Here is a 17,069-nt window from a genome sequence, read left to right on the forward strand (position 1 = left end):
TGAGCAAAGATCGCTGGGGCCGCTTTGCGGCCCTTTCGCGACACAAGGCCGCTCCTACAAAGGAGGTGGGGTGTCACATCGGCGGTGACTGCTCCGCCGGCTTGTCCTTGTTCACCCCAGGTACATGCAGGTTGCCTTCGGCCACCTGGCCTTCGAGCTGTGGCTGCGTGACCCAGGTGAGGATGTCGTAGTAGCGGCGGATGTTGGCCACGAAGTGCACCGGCTCGCCGCCGCGGGCATAACCGTACTTGGTCTTGCTGTACCACTGCTTCTGCGACAGGCGCGGCAGCATCTTCTTCACGTCCAGCCACTTGTTCGGGTTCAGGCCTTCGCGCCTGGCCAGGGTGCGGGCGTCTTCCAGGTGGCCGCTGCCGACGTTGTAGGCGGCCAGGGCGAACCAGGTGCGGTCCGGCTCCTTGACGCTGTCGTCGAGCTGGTCCTTGACCAGCATGAAGTACTTGGCGCCACCCTGGATGCTTTGCCTGGGGTCCAGCCGATTGGACACGCCCATGGCCTGGGCGGTGCGCTGGGTCAGCATCATCAGGCCGCGCACGCCGGTCTTGGAGGTGACCTCCGGCTGCCACATCGATTCCTGGTAACCGATCGCCGCCAGCAGCCGCCAATCCACCTGCTCGACCTTCGACGAGGCCTTGAAGTGCTTCTCGTACTTGGGCAGGCGCTGCTGCAGGTGCTGGGCGAAGGTGTAGGCGCCGACGTAGCCGAGCACGTCGACATGGCCGTAGTAGCGCTCTTTCAGGCGCTGCAGGGTGCCATTCTTCTGCGCCTTGTCGAGGAAGTCGTTGACCTCGTTGAGCAGGCTGTTGTCCTCGCCGGCGGCCACGGCCCAGCGCTGGTCGCGGGTGTCGCCCAGGTCGAAGGCCACGCGCACGTTGGGGAAGTACACCTGGTTCATGGCCAGCTCGTTGGAGTCGACCAGGGTCAGGTCGATCTGGCCTTCATCGACCATGCGCAGCAGGTCGACCACTTCGACGGCATCGGACTCTTCATATTCCAGCGCCGGATACTGTTTTTTCAGTTCGGCAAGCTGGTCGGCATGGCTGCTGCCCTTGAGCACCATGATCTTCTTGCCCACCAGGCCCTTGGCGTTGGTGGGGCGCGAACGGCCGTTGCGGTAGATGACCTGTGGGGTCACTTCGAGATAAGGGTGGGAGAACTTCGCCTGGCTGGCGCGGCGTTCGCTGCTGACCAGGCCGGCGGCGGCCAGGACCGGCCCCGAGGGCTTGCCCAGTTGGTCGAACAGTTCGTCGAGGTTGTCGGCGGTCTCGATCTCGAGCTTCACGCCCAGGTCGTCGGCGAAGCGCTTGACCAGTTCGTACTCGAAGCCGGTTTCGCCGTTGCGGTCCTGGAAGTAGGTGGCCGGGCTGTTGCGGGTTATCACACGCAATACGCCATCCTCCTTGACGCGTTCGAGGGTGCTGGGTTTTTCAACACAGGCACCGAGCATCAGGAAGAGTCCGGTTGCGAAGAGCCATTTGGCGCAACGCTGGCGCAAAGCAATGTGGGCGAACATAGGGTGCAGTATACGCAAACGGCTGGTTGCACCATATCTCGACAATATGCGGGTTGTCTGGTAGCAGGTCGCTGTGCCTGCTACCTGCCGGGGCAGGTCGTGGGAGCGGGCTTTACCTGTAAAGGCAGTCTCTTTCCTGCCTGGCGCCGTCGCGAGGCAAGCCTGCGGCCACGATGAAATGCCTGGGATTTTTTGACCCGCAAGTCCGGTTCCACCGCCCGGCAGCATTGGCTTCGAGCGGGTGCCGAAAGCCTGCGAATTAGGCTAGAATGCACGGCCTCTAAGCACACCCCTTCCTGAGGCTGTCCCGACGATGTTGATCCTGCGCGGCGCTCCTGCCCTTTCTGCCTTTCGCCACGGTAAATTACTCGAGCAACTGAGCCAGAAAGTCCCCGCTGTTACTGGTTTGTATGCCGAATTCGCCCATTTCGCCGACGTCGACGGCGAGCTGACCGCCGACCAGCAGCAGGTGCTGGGCCGTCTGCTCAAGTACGGCCCGAGCGTGCCGGTACAGGAGCCGAGCGGCCGCCTGTTCCTGGTGGTGCCACGTCTGGGCACCATCTCGCCCTGGGCCTCCAAGGCCAGCGACATCGCCCACAACTGCGGCCTGCAGTCGATCCAGCGCCTGGAGCGCGGCATCGCCTACTACATCGCCGGCAGCCTTAGCGAAGCCGACACCCAGGTCATCGCCGCCGAGCTGCACGACCGCATGACCCAGCGTGTCCTGGCCCAGCTGGAAGACGCCGCCGACCTGTTCAGCCACGCCCAGCCCAAGCCGATGACCTCGGTGGACATCCTCGGTGGCGGCCGCGCCGCCCTGGCGCAAGCCAACATCGACCTGGGCCTGGCCCTGGCCGAAGACGAGATCGACTACCTGGTCAACGCCTTCCAGGGCCTGAAGCGCAACCCGAACGACATCGAGCTGATGATGTTCGCCCAGGCCAACTCCGAGCACTGCCGCCACAAGATCTTCAACGCCAGCTGGGACATCGACGGCCAGGCGCAGGAGAAGAGCCTGTTCGGCATGATCAAGAACACCTACCAGATGCACAGCGAAGGCGTGCTGTCGGCGTACAAGGACAACGCCTCGGTGATCGTCGGCAGCGTCGCCGGCCGCTTCTTCCCGAACCCTGAGAGCCGCCAGTACGGCGCGGTGCAGGAGCCGGTGCACATCCTGATGAAGGTCGAGACCCACAACCACCCGACCGCCATCGCCCCGTTCTCCGGTGCCTCCACCGGCTCCGGTGGCGAGATCCGCGACGAAGGCGCCACCGGTCGTGGCGCCAAGCCCAAGGCTGGCCTGACCGGCTTCACCGTATCCAACCTGCGTATCCCGGGCTTCGAGCAGCCATGGGAGAAGCCCTACGGCAAGCCCGAGCGGATCGTCGACGCCCTCGACATCATGATCGAAGGCCCACTGGGCGGCGCCGCGTTCAACAACGAATTCGGCCGCCCGGCGCTGACCGGCTACTTCCGCACCTTCGAGCAGGGCATCAACACCCCGCACGGTGAAGAGGTCCGTGGCTACCACAAGCCGATCATGCTTGCCGGCGGCATGGGCAACATCCGTGAAGATCACGTGCAGAAGGGCGAGATCACCGTCGGTGCCAAGCTGATCGTGCTCGGCGGCCCGGCCATGCTGATCGGCCTGGGTGGCGGCGCCGCTTCGTCGGTCGCCACCGGTGCCAGCTCCGCCGACCTGGACTTCGCCTCGGTGCAGCGCGAGAACCCGGAAATGGAGCGCCGTTGCCAGGAGGTCATCGACCGCTGCTGGCAGCTGGGCGACAAGAACCCGATTGCCTTCATCCACGACGTCGGCGCCGGTGGTATTTCCAACGCCTTCCCGGAACTGGTCAACGACGGTGGCCGCGGTGGCCGCTTCGAACTGCGCAATGTGCCCAACGACGAGCCGGGCATGGCTCCGCACGAGATCTGGTCCAACGAATCGCAGGAGCGCTACGTGCTGGCGGTCAGCGCCGAGGACTTCGAGCGCTTCCAGGCCATCTGCGAGCGCGAGCGCTGCCCGTTCGCCGTGGTCGGCGAAGCCACCGCCGAGCCGCACCTGACCGTCACCGACAGCCATTTCGACAACACCCCGGTGGACATGCCGCTGGACGTGCTGCTGGGCAAGCCGCCGCGCATGCACCGCTCTGTCACCCGCGAAGCGGAGCTGGGCGATGAGTTTGACCCGAGCACCCTGGAACTCAAGGACTCGGTCGAGCGCGTCCTGCGCCACCCGGCCGTGGCCAGCAAGAGCTTCCTGATCACCATCGGCGACCGTACCATCACCGGCCTCGTGGCCCGCGACCAGATGGTCGGCCCGTGGCAGGTGCCGGTGGCCGACTGCGCCGTCACCGCCACCAGCTTCGACGTCTACACCGGCGAAGCCATGGCCATGGGCGAGCGCACCCCGCTGGCCCTGCTGGATGCCCCGGCGTCCGGGCGCATGGCCATCGGCGAGACCCTGACCAACCTGGCCGCCTCGCGCATCGAGAAGCTGTCCGACATCAAGCTGTCGGCCAACTGGATGTCCGCCGCCGGCCACCCGGGTGAAGACGCCCGCCTGTACGACACCGTCAAGGCCGTCGGCATGGAGCTGTGCCCGGAGCTGGGCATCACCATTCCGGTCGGTAAAGACTCGATGTCGATGAAGACCCAGTGGAGCGAAGCGGGCGAGCAGAAGAGCGTCACCTCGCCGATGTCGCTGATCATCACCGGCTTCGCCCCGGTCACCGACATCCGCAAGACCCTGACCCCGCAACTGCGCATGGACAAGGGTGAAACCGACCTGATCCTGATCGACCTGGGCCGTGGCAAGAACCGCATGGGCGCCTCGATCCTGGCGCAGACCCACGGCAAGCTGGCCGCCCAGGCGCCGGACGTCGATGACGCCGAGGACCTCAAGGCGTTCTTCGCCGTGATCCAGGGCCTGAACGAAGACGGCCACCTGCTGGCCTACCACGACCGTTCCGACGGCGGCCTGCTGACCACCGTGCTGGAAATGGCCTTTGCCGGCCACTGTGGCCTGGAGCTGGAACTGGGCAACCTGACCAGCAAGCGCGAGAAAGTCGCGGCCATCCTCTTCAACGAAGAGCTGGGCGCGGTGATCCAGGTCCGTCAGGACGCCACTCCGGATGTGCTGGCGCAGTTCAGCGCCGCTGGCTTGGGCGAGGATTGCGTCGCCGTGATCGGCCAGCCGATCAACAACGGTGAAGTCCTGATCAACTTCGAAGGCGAAGAACTGTTCAAGGGCGACCGTCGTCTGCTGCAGCGCCAGTGGGCCGAGACCAGCTACCAGGTCCAGCGCCTGCGCGACAACGCCGATTGCGCCGACCAGGAGTTCGACGCCCTGCTGGAAGAAGACAACCCGGGCCTGTCGGTCAAGCTGGGCTACGACGTCAACGAAGACATCGCCGCGCCGTACATCAAGAAGGGTGTGCGCCCGCAAGTGGCGATCCTGCGCGAGCAGGGCGTCAACGGCCAGGTCGAGATGGCGGCCGCCTTCGACCGCGCCGGTTTCGCCGCCATCGACGTGCACATGAGCGACATCCTCGCTGGTCGTGTCGACTTCGCCGATTTCAAGGGCCTGGTGGCCTGCGGCGGTTTCTCCTACGGCGACGTGCTGGGTGCCGGTGAAGGCTGGGCCAAGTCGGCGCTGTTCAACGCCCGTGCCCGCGATGCCTTCCAGGCCTTCTTCGAGCGTACCGACAGCTTCGCCCTGGGCGTGTGCAACGGTTGCCAGATGATGTCCAACCTCCACGAGCTGATCCCGGGTACCGAGTACTGGCCGCACTTCGTGCGCAACCGCTCGGAGCAGTTCGAGGCGCGCGTGGCCATGGTCGAGGTGCAGAAGTCCAACTCGATCTTCCTGCAGGGCATGGCCGGTTCGCGCATGCCGATCGCCATCGCTCACGGCGAAGGCCATGCCGAGTTCGCCAGCGAAGAGGCACTGCTGGAAGCCGACCTGTCCGGTTGCGTGGCCCTGCGCTACGTCGACAACCACGGCAAGGTCACCGAAGCCTACCCGGCCAACCCGAACGGTTCGCCGCGTGGCATCACCGGCCTGACCAGCCGTGACGGTCGCGTGACCATCATGATGCCGCACCCGGAGCGCGTGTTCCGCGCCGTGCAGAACTCCTGGCGCCCGGATGAGTGGCAGGAAGACGCGGCCCTGATGCGCATGTTCCGCAATGCGCGGGTGTGGGTGAACTAAGGGTGTACAAGCTCGCCTTCTTCGTCCCCGGCAGCCATGTCGAGGTGGTCAAGGCCGCCGTGTTCGCCGCCGGTGGCGGACGCATCGGCGACTACGACCATTGCGCCTGGCAGACCCTCGGCCAGGGCCAGTTCCGCCCGTTGGACGGCAGCCAGCCGTACCTCGGGCAGACCGGCCAGGTCGAGGTGGTCGAGGAGTGGAAGGTGGAGCTGGTGGTGGCCGATGCGCTGATCGCTCAGGTGGTCGCCGCGCTCAGGCACAGCCACCCCTACGAAACACCGGCATACGAGGTCTGGCAACTGCTGGATCTGTGAACACGATCGGGGCCGCGCAGCGGCCCCGATTGCGTTGTGCTCAATGGAACGGGAAGAGCGTGCGGAAGCTTTCGCTGGTCTTCACCGGGGTGTAGTTGTCGTTCACACCCAACGCCCTGATCTTCTCGCGCGCAGCCGCCATGTACTCGTCACGCAGCCGATCGAACTCGCTGGCGTGCCTGCCTGCCTCGATGTGTGCCTGGTGAGCGCTGGCCCACTCGGCGACGATCGCGTCCTGCCAGTCGCAGTCGTTGGGATGGCACAGGAAGTTCACCGCAAGGTCCGCAGGTGGATGGATGTCCTCCCCGCTCCAGTGCGCCTGCATGTGCGTACCCACCTGCCTTACCGCCTCGCGCGCCAGCAGCATGGCCAGCGTGTGGAACGGATGGGTGTCGTGATCCTTGGCCAGTTGCGAATGGGTAGGGTCGACGCCAGGGGAGGTGTTGGGGTCGTCGCCAAGATGGGTCTGCAGCTCATCCACCAGATCCCCCAGTTTTACCAGCAACGACTGGAACACGCGGTTGCAATAGTGGCCGACCAGCCGCAATGGCAAAGTCAGGGCCCAGAACCCGAGGTGCGCGAAGCGCAGCAGCGGGTTGTCGGCAATCCGGTCGCGCATGGCCAACATGTTCTCCAGCGACTTCAGCCATATCGGGTTTTCCTGCTCGCGCAGCAGGATCAGCATCATCTGCTCGGCGTCGCTTCGGTAACCTGCCTTGAGCGGTTCGAAGAGCAGGGGCGTTGCGGGAAACAGCATCTTGCTCAGCGGCTCGGCGATGCTGGCGAGAATGTCCAGGCCGCTGAACAGGCCGGTCACGACGGGGTAGCCGTGTCGGCAGGGAACCTGCGTGGTCCACGGCAGCACGTCTTCGTACCCCAGCTTGCGCAGGCTCAGCTCGACGAAGTTGGAGTGGGCGAAATAATCCTCCAGCACGTGCAGGGCCTCACCGAACAGACGCATGCCTTGCGGGGTACGACCTGCCGCGGCAGCCTGGTAGATCCTGCTGTTCATGTACCTCGCCGGGCCGTCCATATAGGCTTTCATCGAGGTGCTGTAGTACACCTCGTTGTCAGGGTCGTCGGGCAGCACCAACGGCTCGAAATCCTCGTCGATCGTCTTCGGGTCGACGGGGTCTTCTTCGAGGTTGGTGGGGTTGTCGATATGTTCCGAAGGGCGATAGACCCCGAGTAGCGCCTGCGTCACCCGGTAGGCCTCACGTCCCGCTTCGGACTGTTGCAGGCTGCCGAAAGCCTTGAGGGCAAGCATATCGACCACCTGGGTCAGGGTTTCCCGCGAGAGCTTCTTGGGGAACTGCTTGGGGGCGTGCTCCGGGCGAACCAGCTTGGGATCGATCAGTTGCGAGTGATCACGTATCCAGTTGCCGAAGTAGATGGCCTTGCATTCCTGCTGGGTGAAGCCGACCTCGCTCAGTACTTCTTCCACCGACTCATGGCCACCGTCGCCAGCGCCGAACCGAGGGCCGACGTACGCTTGCCACCAGTCTTCAGGCAACAGCTCATCGACTGCCGGCGCCTCGCTCACATCGAGGTACAACGCCGCGTCGTGCTCGTCGCTGGTGTAATGGGCGAACACTGTCCCATCCTTGGTTTGGCCGTCGCAGAATGCCATCAGGCTGGCATAGCGTGAGCCGATGCCACGCAGCTCCTGCGCTTGCGGCTTTGGCCAGTCGCTGTCGTCCGACGCGTACAGGTCCGCCAGGTACTGGCCGAAGGTGCCGAGCAAAGCCATCAGCAGGCTGGGGGTGGAACTGGGCGTGGTCAGTGCGAGTTCGATCTTTTCCGGGTTGACGACGATCAGCTGGTGTTCGCTGTCGTAGCGGGCATTGTCCTGGCCCCGGTCCTCCACCGCATAGCCGGGGCTGCTGAGTGCGCCCGCCAGCAGGTCCGCACGCAACCGCAGGAAGATTTCACTGGGCACTTGCGAACCGAAGATCGGCATGAACATCAGCACGAAATCCAGCTCGTCCATGTTCCCGGCGAAAGCGCGCAGCTGTTCCAGCGCGAAATCGCTGGTGAAGGCCGCAGTGTCGTTCAGGTGGTCCATGGTATGTCCTCTCTGGTTGTTCGAGAGGAGCAGCCTGAAGTCGTGGGTGCGGTAGAAGAATATGGAACGAATGCCTCACGGCGAAGGAAGCCCGATCTTCCCTCGCACTTTCATTGTTCCATTGGCCCCTGGTGGCCATTTCCCACCGGAAAATCCGAACGCCCGCTGGTCCTGCCCGTCAGGCATGCAGCGCCAGGCTCAGCGCCTGCGCCCGTTTTCCCAGCAGCAGGTGCCAGACGCCATCCGCCTGCGGGCTGATGCCCTGGCAGCCCAGCGAGACCAGGTGGTCCTGGCTGGCCTTGGCGGGATCCCTGAGCTGGACCCTCACCCGGCTCAGAGCCACGCACTCCACCTTGAGCAGGTTGTCGCGCCCGCCGAGGGCCCGGAGCCAATCGTCCGCTGGCAATGGCTCGACGCTGCCGAGCGCCGCGCTGGCGCCGGCTGGCGCGGCTACCAGGGCATGTGGCAGCTCGCCACGGATTTCGTCCGCCAGGGCATCGGCCATCGGCCCGACCACCACCTGCAGGCTGCCGCCGCTGCCTGGGCGGACCACGGCCATGGCCCCGAGCTTTTTCAGCGCTTCGTCCTGGGCCAGCGAGCGATCGGCCAGTACCAGGCGCAGGCGAGTGGTGCAGGCATCCACACCCTGCAGGTTGGCGGCGCCACCCAGGGCGTCGATATAGCGGCGGGCCCGGGGCGCGTCGGCGTTGCCGGATTCGGTGGTGGGCTGTTCCTCCCGACCTGGAGTTTTCAGGTCGAAGCGGCGAATGCAGAAGTCGAACACGAAGTAGTAGAGCAGGCCGTACAGCACGCCGACTGGGAACACCAGCCAACCGTTGCTCGAGCGGCCCCAGCCCAGGGCCATGTCGATGGCGCCCCCGGAGAAGGTGAAGCCCAGGCGGATGCCCAGCAGGTCGCAGATGGCCATGGACAGCCCGGTGAGCACCGCGTGGATCAGGTACAACAGCGGCGCGAGGAACATGAAGGCGAACTCGATCGGCTCGGTCACCCCGGTCAGCGCCGAGGTCAGCGCCATCGACAGCAGCACGCCACCGATCAGCTTGCGCCGCGCCGGCAGGGCATGGCGATACATCGCCAGGCAGGCCGCCGGCAGGCCGAAGATCATCATCGGGAACATGCCGGCCATGAACTGCCCGGCATTGGGATCACCGGCGAAATAGCGTGCCAGGTCACCGGTCACCACCTGGCCGCTGGCCGCCTGGAAACTGCCGAAGACGAACCACACTAGGTTGTTGAGGATGTGGTGCAGGCCGGTGATGATCAGCAGCCGGTTGAGCACGCCGAAGAAGAACGCGCCGACGCTGCCGCTCTCCAGCATCAGCTGGCCGAGGTCGTTGATGCCATGCTGGATCGGCGGCCAGATCAACCCGAACAGCAGCCCGAGGATCACCGCCGACAGCCCGGTGGCGATCGGCACGAAGCGTCGGCCGCCGAAGAACGCCAGGTAGTCCGGCAGCTGGATATCCTTGAAGCGGTTGTACAGGCCGCCGCCGAGCAAGCCGCAGATGATGCCGGCGAGCATGCCCATGTCGATCTGCGGGTCGATCACCTTGAGCGTCGCCACCAGCACCAGGTAGCCGATGGCGCCGGCCAGGCCGGCGGTGCCGTTGTTGTCGCGGGCGAAGCCCACGGCGATGCCGACGGCGAAGATCAGCGCCAGGTTGGCGAAGATCGCCTGCCCGGCGTCATGCACCAGGGCGATGTCGAGCAGGTCGGTGTCGCCCAGGCGCAGCAGCAGCCCGGCGATGGGCAGGATGGCGATGGGCAGCATCAAGGCGCGGCCGAGCCGCTGCAGGCCCTGGATGAAGTGCTGGTACATGGTGCGCTCCGATTATTGTTGTAGGGCCACGGGGGCCGCAGGTTGGGCGTGGGACTGCGTGGCGAAGTCGCGGCAGGCCTGGCGCACCGCGCCGGCGCTCGACAGCGCCAGCAGGCCCTGGCTGAAGCGGCGGCAGGCGCTGGCGTCGAGCTGGCGGACCAGGGCCTTGATCTCGCCGATCTGCGGCGCGCTGACCGACAGTTCGGCCACGCCCAGGCCGACCAGCACCGGCGTGGCCAGCGGGTCGGAGGCCAGGGCGCCGCACACGCCGACCCAGCGGCCGTGTTTCGCCGCGCCCTGGCAGGTCAGCTCGATCAGGCGCAGCAAGGCCGGGTGCAGGGCATCGACCCGCGCCGCCAGCCCGGCATGGTCGCGGTCCATGGCCAGGGTGTACTGGGACAGGTCGTTGGTGCCGATGGAGAAGAAGTCCGCGTGTTCGGCCAGGCGCTCGGCGAGCAGCGCCGCCGCGGGGACTTCGATCATCACCCCCAGCTCGGCGCGCGCCGTCACGCCAAGTTCCGCGGCCAGCCGCTCCAGGCGCTGGCGGATGGCGATCAGCTCGTCGACCTCGGTGACCATCGGCAGCATGATCCGGCAGCGCCGTTGCGGGCTGACCTGGAGCAGGGCGCGCAGTTGCTGGTCGAGCAGCTCCGGGCGGACCTGGCCGAGGCGGATGCCGCGCAGGCCCAGCACCGGGTTGGCTTCGGCCGGCAGGGGCAGGTAGTCGAGTTGCTTGTCGCCGCCGACATCGATGGTGCGGATGATCACCGGGCGTTCGGCCATGGCGTCGAGCACCGCCTGGTAGGCCTTGAGCTGTTCGCCCTCGTCCGGCGCGGTGGGACGGTCGATGAACAGGAACTCGCTGCGCAGCAGGCCGATGCCGTCGGCACCCAGGGCCAAGGCCTGGGCGGCTTCCTCGGCGCTGGCGACGTTGGCCGCGACCTCGATCGACTGGCCATCGCGGGTGTGGGCGCTTTCCTGGGCGGCGGCCTGCTGGCACTGGCGGATTTCGCGGCGCTGCTGCACCAGGCGCTGGACCTCGGCAAGGCGCTGCGGGCTGGCCTGGGTTTCCAGACGCCCCTGGTCGGCATCCAGCACCAGAGGCGTGCCGGCGGGCAGCTCCAGCAACCCTTCGCCCAGCGCTACCAGGCATGGCAGGCTGCGGGCACGGGCGAGAATGGCGACGTGCGAGGTGGCGCCACCAGCGGCCATGCACAGCCCGGCGACGTCGTGACGGGCGAGCAGCAGCAGGTCGGAAGGGGTCAGCTCATGGGCGATGACGATCGCCGAGGGTGGCAGGCGCAGTTGCCGGGTTTCGCCGAGCAGAGCGCGCAGGACCCGCTGTTGCAGGTCGTACAGGTCGTTGGCGCGCTCGGCCAGCAGCGGATTGCCCAGGCTGCGCAGGACCTGGCACTGGGTCTCGATGGCGCGGCTCCAGGCATGGCTGGCGGCAACGCCGCCGGCGATGTGCTGGCGGGCGGTGTCGAGCAGGGTCGGGTCGTCGAGCAGGGCCAGATGGGCCTGGAGGATCGCCGCGGCGTCCTCCTGGCCACGGGGCAGGTGGCGCCAGTCGCGGTCGATGGCGTGGCGCACCTCGGCCAGGGCGGTGTCCAGGGCCTTGTGCTGTTCGGCGGGGTCGTTGTCGCCCTTGTCGATGGGCAGGCTGATGCCGTCCAGGCGGGCCAGCGTCCCCAGGGCGAGGCCGGGGGCCGCACAGACACCGTTGAGCGTGCCCGGCTCGGCGCTGGGCGTCGACATGACGGGGGCGAGGGGCGCGTGGGCGGCGTGCTGCTCGCCGACCGAGGCGGTCTGCACGGCGGCGATCAACGCCTGGAGCGCGGCCTGGCTGTCCGTCCCGGTACAGATCAATTCGACCTGGTCGCCTTCGCCGACGCCCAGGCCCATGACGGCCACCAGGCTGCCGAGGTCGGCCTCGCGCTCAGCGAAACGCAGCACGGCACGGCTGTGGAAACCTTGCGCGGTCTGGCGCAGCAGGGCGGCTGGGCGGGCGTGCAGACCACCGTGATGAGCGACCCGGGCGTGGCCACGCACGCTGTCGTGGGAAACCGGTGGTGCCGCTTTCGCCGTGACCGCGTCTTCGGCGCCGACCTCCAGCAACGCCGCACCCAAGGTGCTGGCTTGCGCATGCAGAGGCACCAGCGTGAAGCCTGGGCCGTTGCTGACCAGCATCACGGTGACCAGGCTGACGCAGTGCTGCGCGACCAGGTCCATGTCGAAGCGCACCAGCGCCTGGCCCTGCATTACCTGTTCGCCCAGCCGCACCTGTGGCGAAAACCCGCGGCCCTGCAACTGCACGGTGTCGACACCGATATGCAGGAGGATTTCCGCGCCATTGCTGGCGCGCAAGGTCAGGGCGTGGCCGGTGCGCGCCAACTGCACCACTTCACCCGCGCAGGGCGCGTGCAGCACATCGTTCAGCGGATCGATGGCGATGCCATCGCCGAGGGTGCCGCTGCTGAACACCGGGTCGGGCACCTGGTCCAGCGGCACCAGCGGACCGGCGAGCGGGGCGTGGAGGATGATCTTGTTATTCTCGGGCATGCGTTGTTCCTCGCGGCTTCACTGCGTGCAGGTCACTTTGCTCAGGTGACGCGGCTGGTCGGGATCGAGGCCGCGCGCCTCGGCCAGCGCCGCGGCCATGATGTAGAAGCTCTGGATCGCCAGCAGCGGGTCCAGGGCCGGGTGTTCGGCGCAGCTCAGGGTGAGGTCGCGCCCGGCGATATCGGCCGGCGCCGCCAGCAGCACCCGGGCGCCGCGCTGGCGCATGTCGGCGGCCAGCTGCAGCAGCCCGGCCTGCTCGACGCCACGTGGGGCGAATACCAGCAGTGGGTACTGGGCGTCGATCAGGGCCATCGGCCCGTGGCGCACCTCGGCGCTGCTGAAGGCCTCGGCCTGGATCACCGAGGTTTCCTTGAACTTGAGCGCGGCTTCCTGGGCGATGGCGAAGCCCGCGCCACGGCCGATCACCATCAGGCGTTCGCTGTCGCGCAGGGTGTCGATCGCCGCGCTCCAGTCCTGCGCGGCGGCTTCGCGCAGCTGCGCGGGCAGGGCCTGGCCGGCTTCCAGCAGGGCGCGGTCCTGGCCCCAGTGGGCGACCAGGCGGGCGCTGGCACTGAGGGTGGCGACGAAGCTCTTGGTGGCGGCCACCGACAGCTCCGGGCCTGCGCACAGCGGCAGGTGGTGCTGGCAGGCCTGCTCCAGGGGCGAGCCCTCGGCGTTGACCAGCGAGACGCTGGTCGCCCCGCACTGGCCCAGGCGACGCAGGCTTTCCACCAGGTCCGGGCTTTGCCCCGACTGCGAGAAGCCCAGCGCCACCTGGCCGCGTACCCGCAGCGGCGCCTGCTGCAAGGTGACCACCGACATTGGCAGCGAGGCCACTGGCAGGCCCAGCTGCTGCATGGCGACGTAGGCGAAGTAGCTGGCGGCGTGGTCCGAGCTGCCCCGGGCCACGGTCAGCGCCACCTGCGGGTCGAGCCGGCGCAGCTGTTCGGTCAGCGTTTCCAGGCGCGGGTCCAGCGTCTGGATCTGTCGCTCCACGACATCGGCGCAGGCGCGCGCCTCTTCGAGCATCCTTGAACTCATGCGGTTTCTCCTTCGACCATCACGGCGGTCAGGTTCAGTTGGCGGTCGAGCAGCACCGCGTCGGCCCAGGCGCCCGGTTGCAGGCGGCCACGGTCGGCGATGCCGAGGTAATCGGCGGGATGGCGAGACAGGCGCTCGGAGGCTTCGGCCAGCGGCAGGCCGATCTTCACCAGGTTGCGCAGGGCCTGGTCCATGGTCAGGGTGCTGCCGGCCAGGGTGCCGTCGGGCAGGCGCACGCCGCCCAGGCACTTGGTCACGGTGTGGCTGCCCAGGCGGTACTCGCCGTCGGGCATGCCGGCGGCGGCGGTCGAGTCGGTCACGCAGTACAGGCAGGGGATCGAGCGCAGGGCCACGCGCATGGCGCCGGGGTGCACGTGCAACAGGTCGGGGATCAGCTCGGCGTAGCGGGCGTGGGCCAGGGCGGCGCCGACGATGCCTGGTTCGCGGTGGTGCAGCGGGCTCATGGCGTTGTACAGGTGGGTGAAGCTCGTGGCGCCGGCCTGCAGCGCGGCCACGCCTTCCTCGTAGCTGCCCAGGGTATGGCCGATCTGCAGGCGGATGCCGCGCTGGCTCAGGGCCTGGATCAGCGGCAGGTGGCCGGCGATCTCCGGGGCGATGGTGATGACCTTGATCGGTGCCAGGGCCAGGTACTGCTCGACTTCGTCGAGCAGCGCCTGGTGGGCGAAGTTCGGCTGCGCGCCGAGCTTGCCGGGGTTGATGTACGGGCCCTCCAGGTGCACGCCGAGGATGCGCGCGCCCTGGCGTGGCTGCTTGAGGTGCTCGCCCAGTTCGGCCAGCACGCAGGCGAGCTCCTCGCGCGGCGCGGTCATGGTGGTGGCCAGCAGCGAGGTGGTGCCGAAGCGCCGGTGGGTGCGGGCGATGGTGGCGAAGGCCGCGCCGCCCTGCATGATGTCGCTGCCGCCGCCGCCGTGCACATGCAGGTCGATGAAACCCGGCAACAGGTAAGGCAGGTCGTTGCTCTGCGGGTCGCACGGCGTGCCGTCGATGGCCTGGATGCGGCCATCTTCGAGCCGCAGTTGGCCGCGCACCCAGCCGTCGGGGGTGAGGATGTTGGCGATGTCCATGGGGGCTCCGGTCAGCGTCGCAGTTCGGCGACGAAGTCGTAGTAGTCGTTGCGGCAGTAGGTGTCGGTCAGCTCGATGGGGGTGTTGTCGTCGAGATAGCCGATCCGGGTCATCAGCAGCATGGCGGTGCCGGGGGCGATGCCGACCTGGGCGGCCAGTTCGTCGCTGGCGTTGATCGCGCGGATATGCTGCAGGGCGCGGACCACCGGGCGGCCGAGTTGGTCGAGGTGCTGGTAGAGCGAGTCGCCGATGGCCTGCGGGTCGCCGAGCAGGCGCGCGGGCAGGGTGCTGACCTCCACGGCCATGACGATGTCGTCGGCCTTGCGCAGGCGCTTGAGGTGGAGCACCTGATCGGCGGGCGACAGGCCGAGGCGAATCAGTTCGTCATTGCTGGGGGTGCCGACGCTGCGCTCGAGCCACTGGGAGCTGGGCACGAAGCCTTTCATGCGCAGCATTTCGCTGAAGCTCGACAGGCGCGACAGGGGTTGTTCCAGGCGTGGCGTGATGAAGGTGCCGGAGCCCTGGATGCGGTGGATCAGGCCTTGTTCGAGCAGGACTTCGAGGGCCTTGCGCGCGGTGACCCGGGAAATGTCCAGGGTTTCGCTGAGGGTGCGTTCCGAGGGCAGCGCCTGGTCGGCGGTCCACTGGCCGGCGTGGATGGCCTGTTCCAGGTTGCGCGCCAGCTGCAGGTAGAGCGGGGTGGCGCTGGTGTCGTCGGGGCGCAGGGCGCAGAGGGGGCGCATGACGGAGTGTCCGGTATTGTTGTGTGGTGAAAAATTAATACCACTTTAATACCAGGTCAATACCACTTGTCTGGTCAGGAATATCATTTCTGATTCTGGGGGCGCTTTGCGCCCTTTCGCGACACAAGGCCGCTCCTACAGGAGTACGCGCATCCCTGTAGGAGCGGCCTTGTGTCGCGAAAGGGCTGCGCAGCAGCCCCGGCGATCCTAAAGACTGTCGGATATTTCCGAACTTGAAACCAAATGCTTCGGCCAGCAAAGCTTGGGAACTATCCTACGCACCTGCCGGAAGCCGCCGCGTTGTCGAGGAAATACCCCAGGCATAACTTCTTCGGGTCGCCAGATTTGATGACCGGGATGTGAGAATCCTGGAGTACAAGTTTTTCGGCAGTTCTTTCATGGCAGCTGTGCGCGGGCAGACTTCGGTCTGACCGGGTTTCTTGTGCCCCGGATTCTCACCCCGTTCACGGCTGCCACCCTTTGTCTTGTGAGAATTGCCATGGGATGGCGCTTTCTTGGAATGCACAAGAGTTCGACCTATGAAAAAAATTATCCCAGACCCACCCCGTCTCGCGCCCTTTATCAGCGTCCGTTCCACGCTCACCCGTGATGAGGCCATGGCCGCTGCCGTCGAAGTGGCCACCGCCATCTCCGATGTGCTCGATATCTACTTCAAGACCGAACCGGGTGAAGCACAGGACCGCCTGTTCACCGCCAGCGACTACCTGGGCCAACTCGCTTGCGCCCTGCTCGAACACAAGCCGGAGCTCCGACCATGACTTGCGGACAAACAGCAGGTCGCATGGTCTGCCTGGACCTGTTCAAGGTCGAGCCAGGCATTGCCTTCGAGGACGCCTTCAGTGAGTTGTCGGTACTGCTCGGCTGCATCCGCCACCTGACCTGCGAGGCGGAAATGGAGGTGGGGTTGAACAGGAAGAACTCATGACACCCGGGGGCCGCTTTGCGGCCCATTCGCGACACAAGGCCGCTCCCACAGGATGTGTGCCGGTTCTGCCCTGGCGTCATCCCTGTGGGAGCGGCCTTGTGTCGCGAAAGGGCTGCGCAGCAGCCCCGTCAATCCATCTGTCTACCCAGCCCGGCGCACCAACCCACACGCCAGCAATCCCACCTCGAACAGCACCCACATCGGCACCGCCAGCATGGTCTGGGAAAACACATCCGGCGGCGTCAGGATCATCCCCACCACGAAGCAGCCGACGATCACATAGGGCCGGCTGCGCCGCAGCGTGGCCACGTCGGTCAGCCCGGCCCAGACCACGATGAAGGTCGCCACCGGGATCTCGAAGGCCAGGCCGAACGCCAGGAACAGCGCCATGATGAAGTCCAGGTACAAGCCGATATCGGTCATCATCGCCACCCCGTCCGGGGTCACGCTGGCGAAGAAGCCGAACATCATCGGGAACACCAGGAAGAACGCGAACGCCATGCCGCCATAGAACAGCAGGATGCTCGACACCAGCAGCGGCAGGGCGATGCGCCGTTCGCGGCGGTACAGCCCCGGGGCGATGAAGCCCCAGGCCTGGTGCAGCAGCAGCGGCATGGCGACGAACAGCGCGCACATCGCCGTCAGCTTGAACGGCGTGAGGAACGGCGAGGTGACGCTGGTGGCGATCATGCTGGCGCCTTCGGGCAGGTAGCGGCGCAGCGGTTCGGA

Annotated in this window: 12 protein-coding genes; 4 read left to right on the top strand and 8 right to left on the bottom strand. The window is 66.7% G+C overall.

From position 1 onward, the window contains the following. Positions 1–73: 73 nt before the first annotated feature. A complete protein-coding gene (gene mltF / locus N7422_RS23070; RefSeq protein WP_279808723.1) occupies positions 74–1,531 on the bottom strand; it encodes a membrane-bound lytic murein transglycosylase MltF in 1,458 nt (485 codons plus the stop codon). Positions 1,532–1,844: 313 nt separating this feature from the next. Here mltF and purL point away from each other — a divergent pair, with 313 nt between their 5' ends. Continuing rightward, on the top strand, positions 1,845–5,744 hold the full coding sequence (gene purL / locus N7422_RS23075) for a phosphoribosylformylglycinamidine synthase (RefSeq protein ID WP_279808712.1): 3,900 nt from the start codon (positions 1,845–1,847) through the stop codon (positions 5,742–5,744). 2 nt (positions 5,745–5,746) lie between these two features. Then, positions 5,747–6,058 (top strand): NGG1p interacting factor NIF3, encoded by a 312-nt coding sequence (locus tag N7422_RS23080; protein WP_279808713.1) that lies wholly within the window; start codon positions 5,747–5,749, stop codon positions 6,056–6,058. A 40-nt stretch (positions 6,059–6,098) separates the two neighbouring features. On the opposite strand, the gene N7422_RS23085 is transcribed toward N7422_RS23080, so the two are convergent. From N7422_RS23085 to N7422_RS23110, 6 genes are all read right to left on the bottom strand, one after another. Further along, positions 6,099–8,123, bottom strand: a complete 2,025-nt coding sequence (locus N7422_RS23085; protein ID WP_279808714.1) for an HET-C-related protein — start codon at positions 8,121–8,123, stop codon at positions 6,099–6,101. A gap of 178 nt (positions 8,124–8,301) precedes the next feature. Further along, positions 8,302–9,963, bottom strand: coding sequence for an N-acetylglucosamine-specific PTS transporter subunit IIBC (gene nagE, locus N7422_RS23090; RefSeq protein WP_279808715.1), 1,662 nt, complete (start codon positions 9,961–9,963; stop codon positions 8,302–8,304). A gap of 12 nt (positions 9,964–9,975) precedes the next feature. Next, the gene (gene ptsP / locus N7422_RS23095) at positions 9,976–12,525 is read right to left on the bottom strand and encodes a phosphoenolpyruvate--protein phosphotransferase (RefSeq protein ID WP_279808716.1); all 2,550 of its coding nucleotides are present in this window, start codon (positions 12,523–12,525) and stop codon (positions 9,976–9,978) included. 18 nt (positions 12,526–12,543) lie between these two features. After that, positions 12,544–13,566 carry an SIS domain-containing protein gene (locus N7422_RS23100; RefSeq protein WP_279808717.1) on the bottom strand — a complete coding sequence of 341 codons (1,023 nt, stop codon included), beginning with the start codon at positions 13,564–13,566 and terminating at the stop codon, positions 12,544–12,546. After that, a complete protein-coding gene (nagA, locus tag N7422_RS23105) occupies positions 13,563–14,651 on the bottom strand; it encodes an N-acetylglucosamine-6-phosphate deacetylase (RefSeq protein WP_279808718.1) in 1,089 nt (362 codons plus the stop codon). Before nagA ends, N7422_RS23100 begins: the two co-directional genes overlap by 4 nt. Positions 14,652–14,662: 11 nt before the next feature. Continuing rightward, entirely contained in the window at positions 14,663–15,394 is a 732-nt protein-coding gene (locus tag N7422_RS23110; protein WP_279808719.1) for a GntR family transcriptional regulator, read from the bottom strand. A gap of 539 nt (positions 15,395–15,933) precedes the next feature. On the opposite strand from N7422_RS23110, the gene N7422_RS23115 reads away from it, so the two are divergent. Both N7422_RS23115 and N7422_RS23120 read left to right on the top strand, forming a co-directional pair. Next, positions 15,934–16,173 carry a hypothetical protein gene (locus tag N7422_RS23115; RefSeq protein ID WP_279808720.1) on the top strand — a complete coding sequence of 80 codons (240 nt, stop codon included), beginning with the start codon at positions 15,934–15,936 and terminating at the stop codon, positions 16,171–16,173. Further along, a complete protein-coding gene (locus N7422_RS23120; protein ID WP_279808721.1) occupies positions 16,170–16,340 on the top strand; it encodes a DUF3077 domain-containing protein in 171 nt (56 codons plus the stop codon). The genes N7422_RS23115 and N7422_RS23120 overlap by 4 nt, the downstream gene beginning before the upstream one ends. A gap of 141 nt (positions 16,341–16,481) precedes the next feature. Here N7422_RS23120 and tatC read toward each other — a convergent pair. Next, the coding region (gene tatC / locus N7422_RS23125; protein WP_279808722.1) for a twin-arginine translocase subunit TatC at positions 16,482–17,069 on the bottom strand (588 nt) is incomplete at its 5' end.

Origin of the sequence: Pseudomonas sp. GD04091 (genome assembly GCF_029836165.1) — a bacterium.
Classification (GTDB): domain Bacteria; phylum Pseudomonadota; class Gammaproteobacteria; order Pseudomonadales; family Pseudomonadaceae; genus Aquipseudomonas.

Coding starts and splice junctions, on each gene's coding strand:
- mltF (WP_279808723.1), bottom strand. CDS start 1,531: ATGTTCGCCCACATTGCTTTGCGCCAGCGTTGCGCCAAATGGCTCTTC.
- purL (WP_279808712.1), top strand. CDS start 1,845: ATGTTGATCCTGCGCGGCGCTCCTGCCCTTTCTGCCTTTCGCCACGGT.
- N7422_RS23085 (WP_279808714.1), bottom strand. CDS start 8,123: ATGGACCACCTGAACGACACTGCGGCCTTCACCAGCGATTTCGCGCTG.
- nagE (WP_279808715.1), bottom strand. CDS start 9,963: ATGTACCAGCACTTCATCCAGGGCCTGCAGCGGCTCGGCCGCGCCTTG.
- ptsP (WP_279808716.1), bottom strand. CDS start 12,525: ATGCCCGAGAATAACAAGATCATCCTCCACGCCCCGCTCGCCGGTCCG.
- N7422_RS23100 (WP_279808717.1), bottom strand. CDS start 13,566: ATGAGTTCAAGGATGCTCGAAGAGGCGCGCGCCTGCGCCGATGTCGTG.
- nagA (WP_279808718.1), bottom strand. CDS start 14,651: ATGGACATCGCCAACATCCTCACCCCCGACGGCTGGGTGCGCGGCCAA.
- N7422_RS23110 (WP_279808719.1), bottom strand. CDS start 15,394: ATGCGCCCCCTCTGCGCCCTGCGCCCCGACGACACCAGCGCCACCCCG.
- N7422_RS23115 (WP_279808720.1), top strand. CDS start 15,934: ATGAAAAAAATTATCCCAGACCCACCCCGTCTCGCGCCCTTTATCAGC.
- N7422_RS23120 (WP_279808721.1), top strand. CDS start 16,170: ATGACTTGCGGACAAACAGCAGGTCGCATGGTCTGCCTGGACCTGTTC.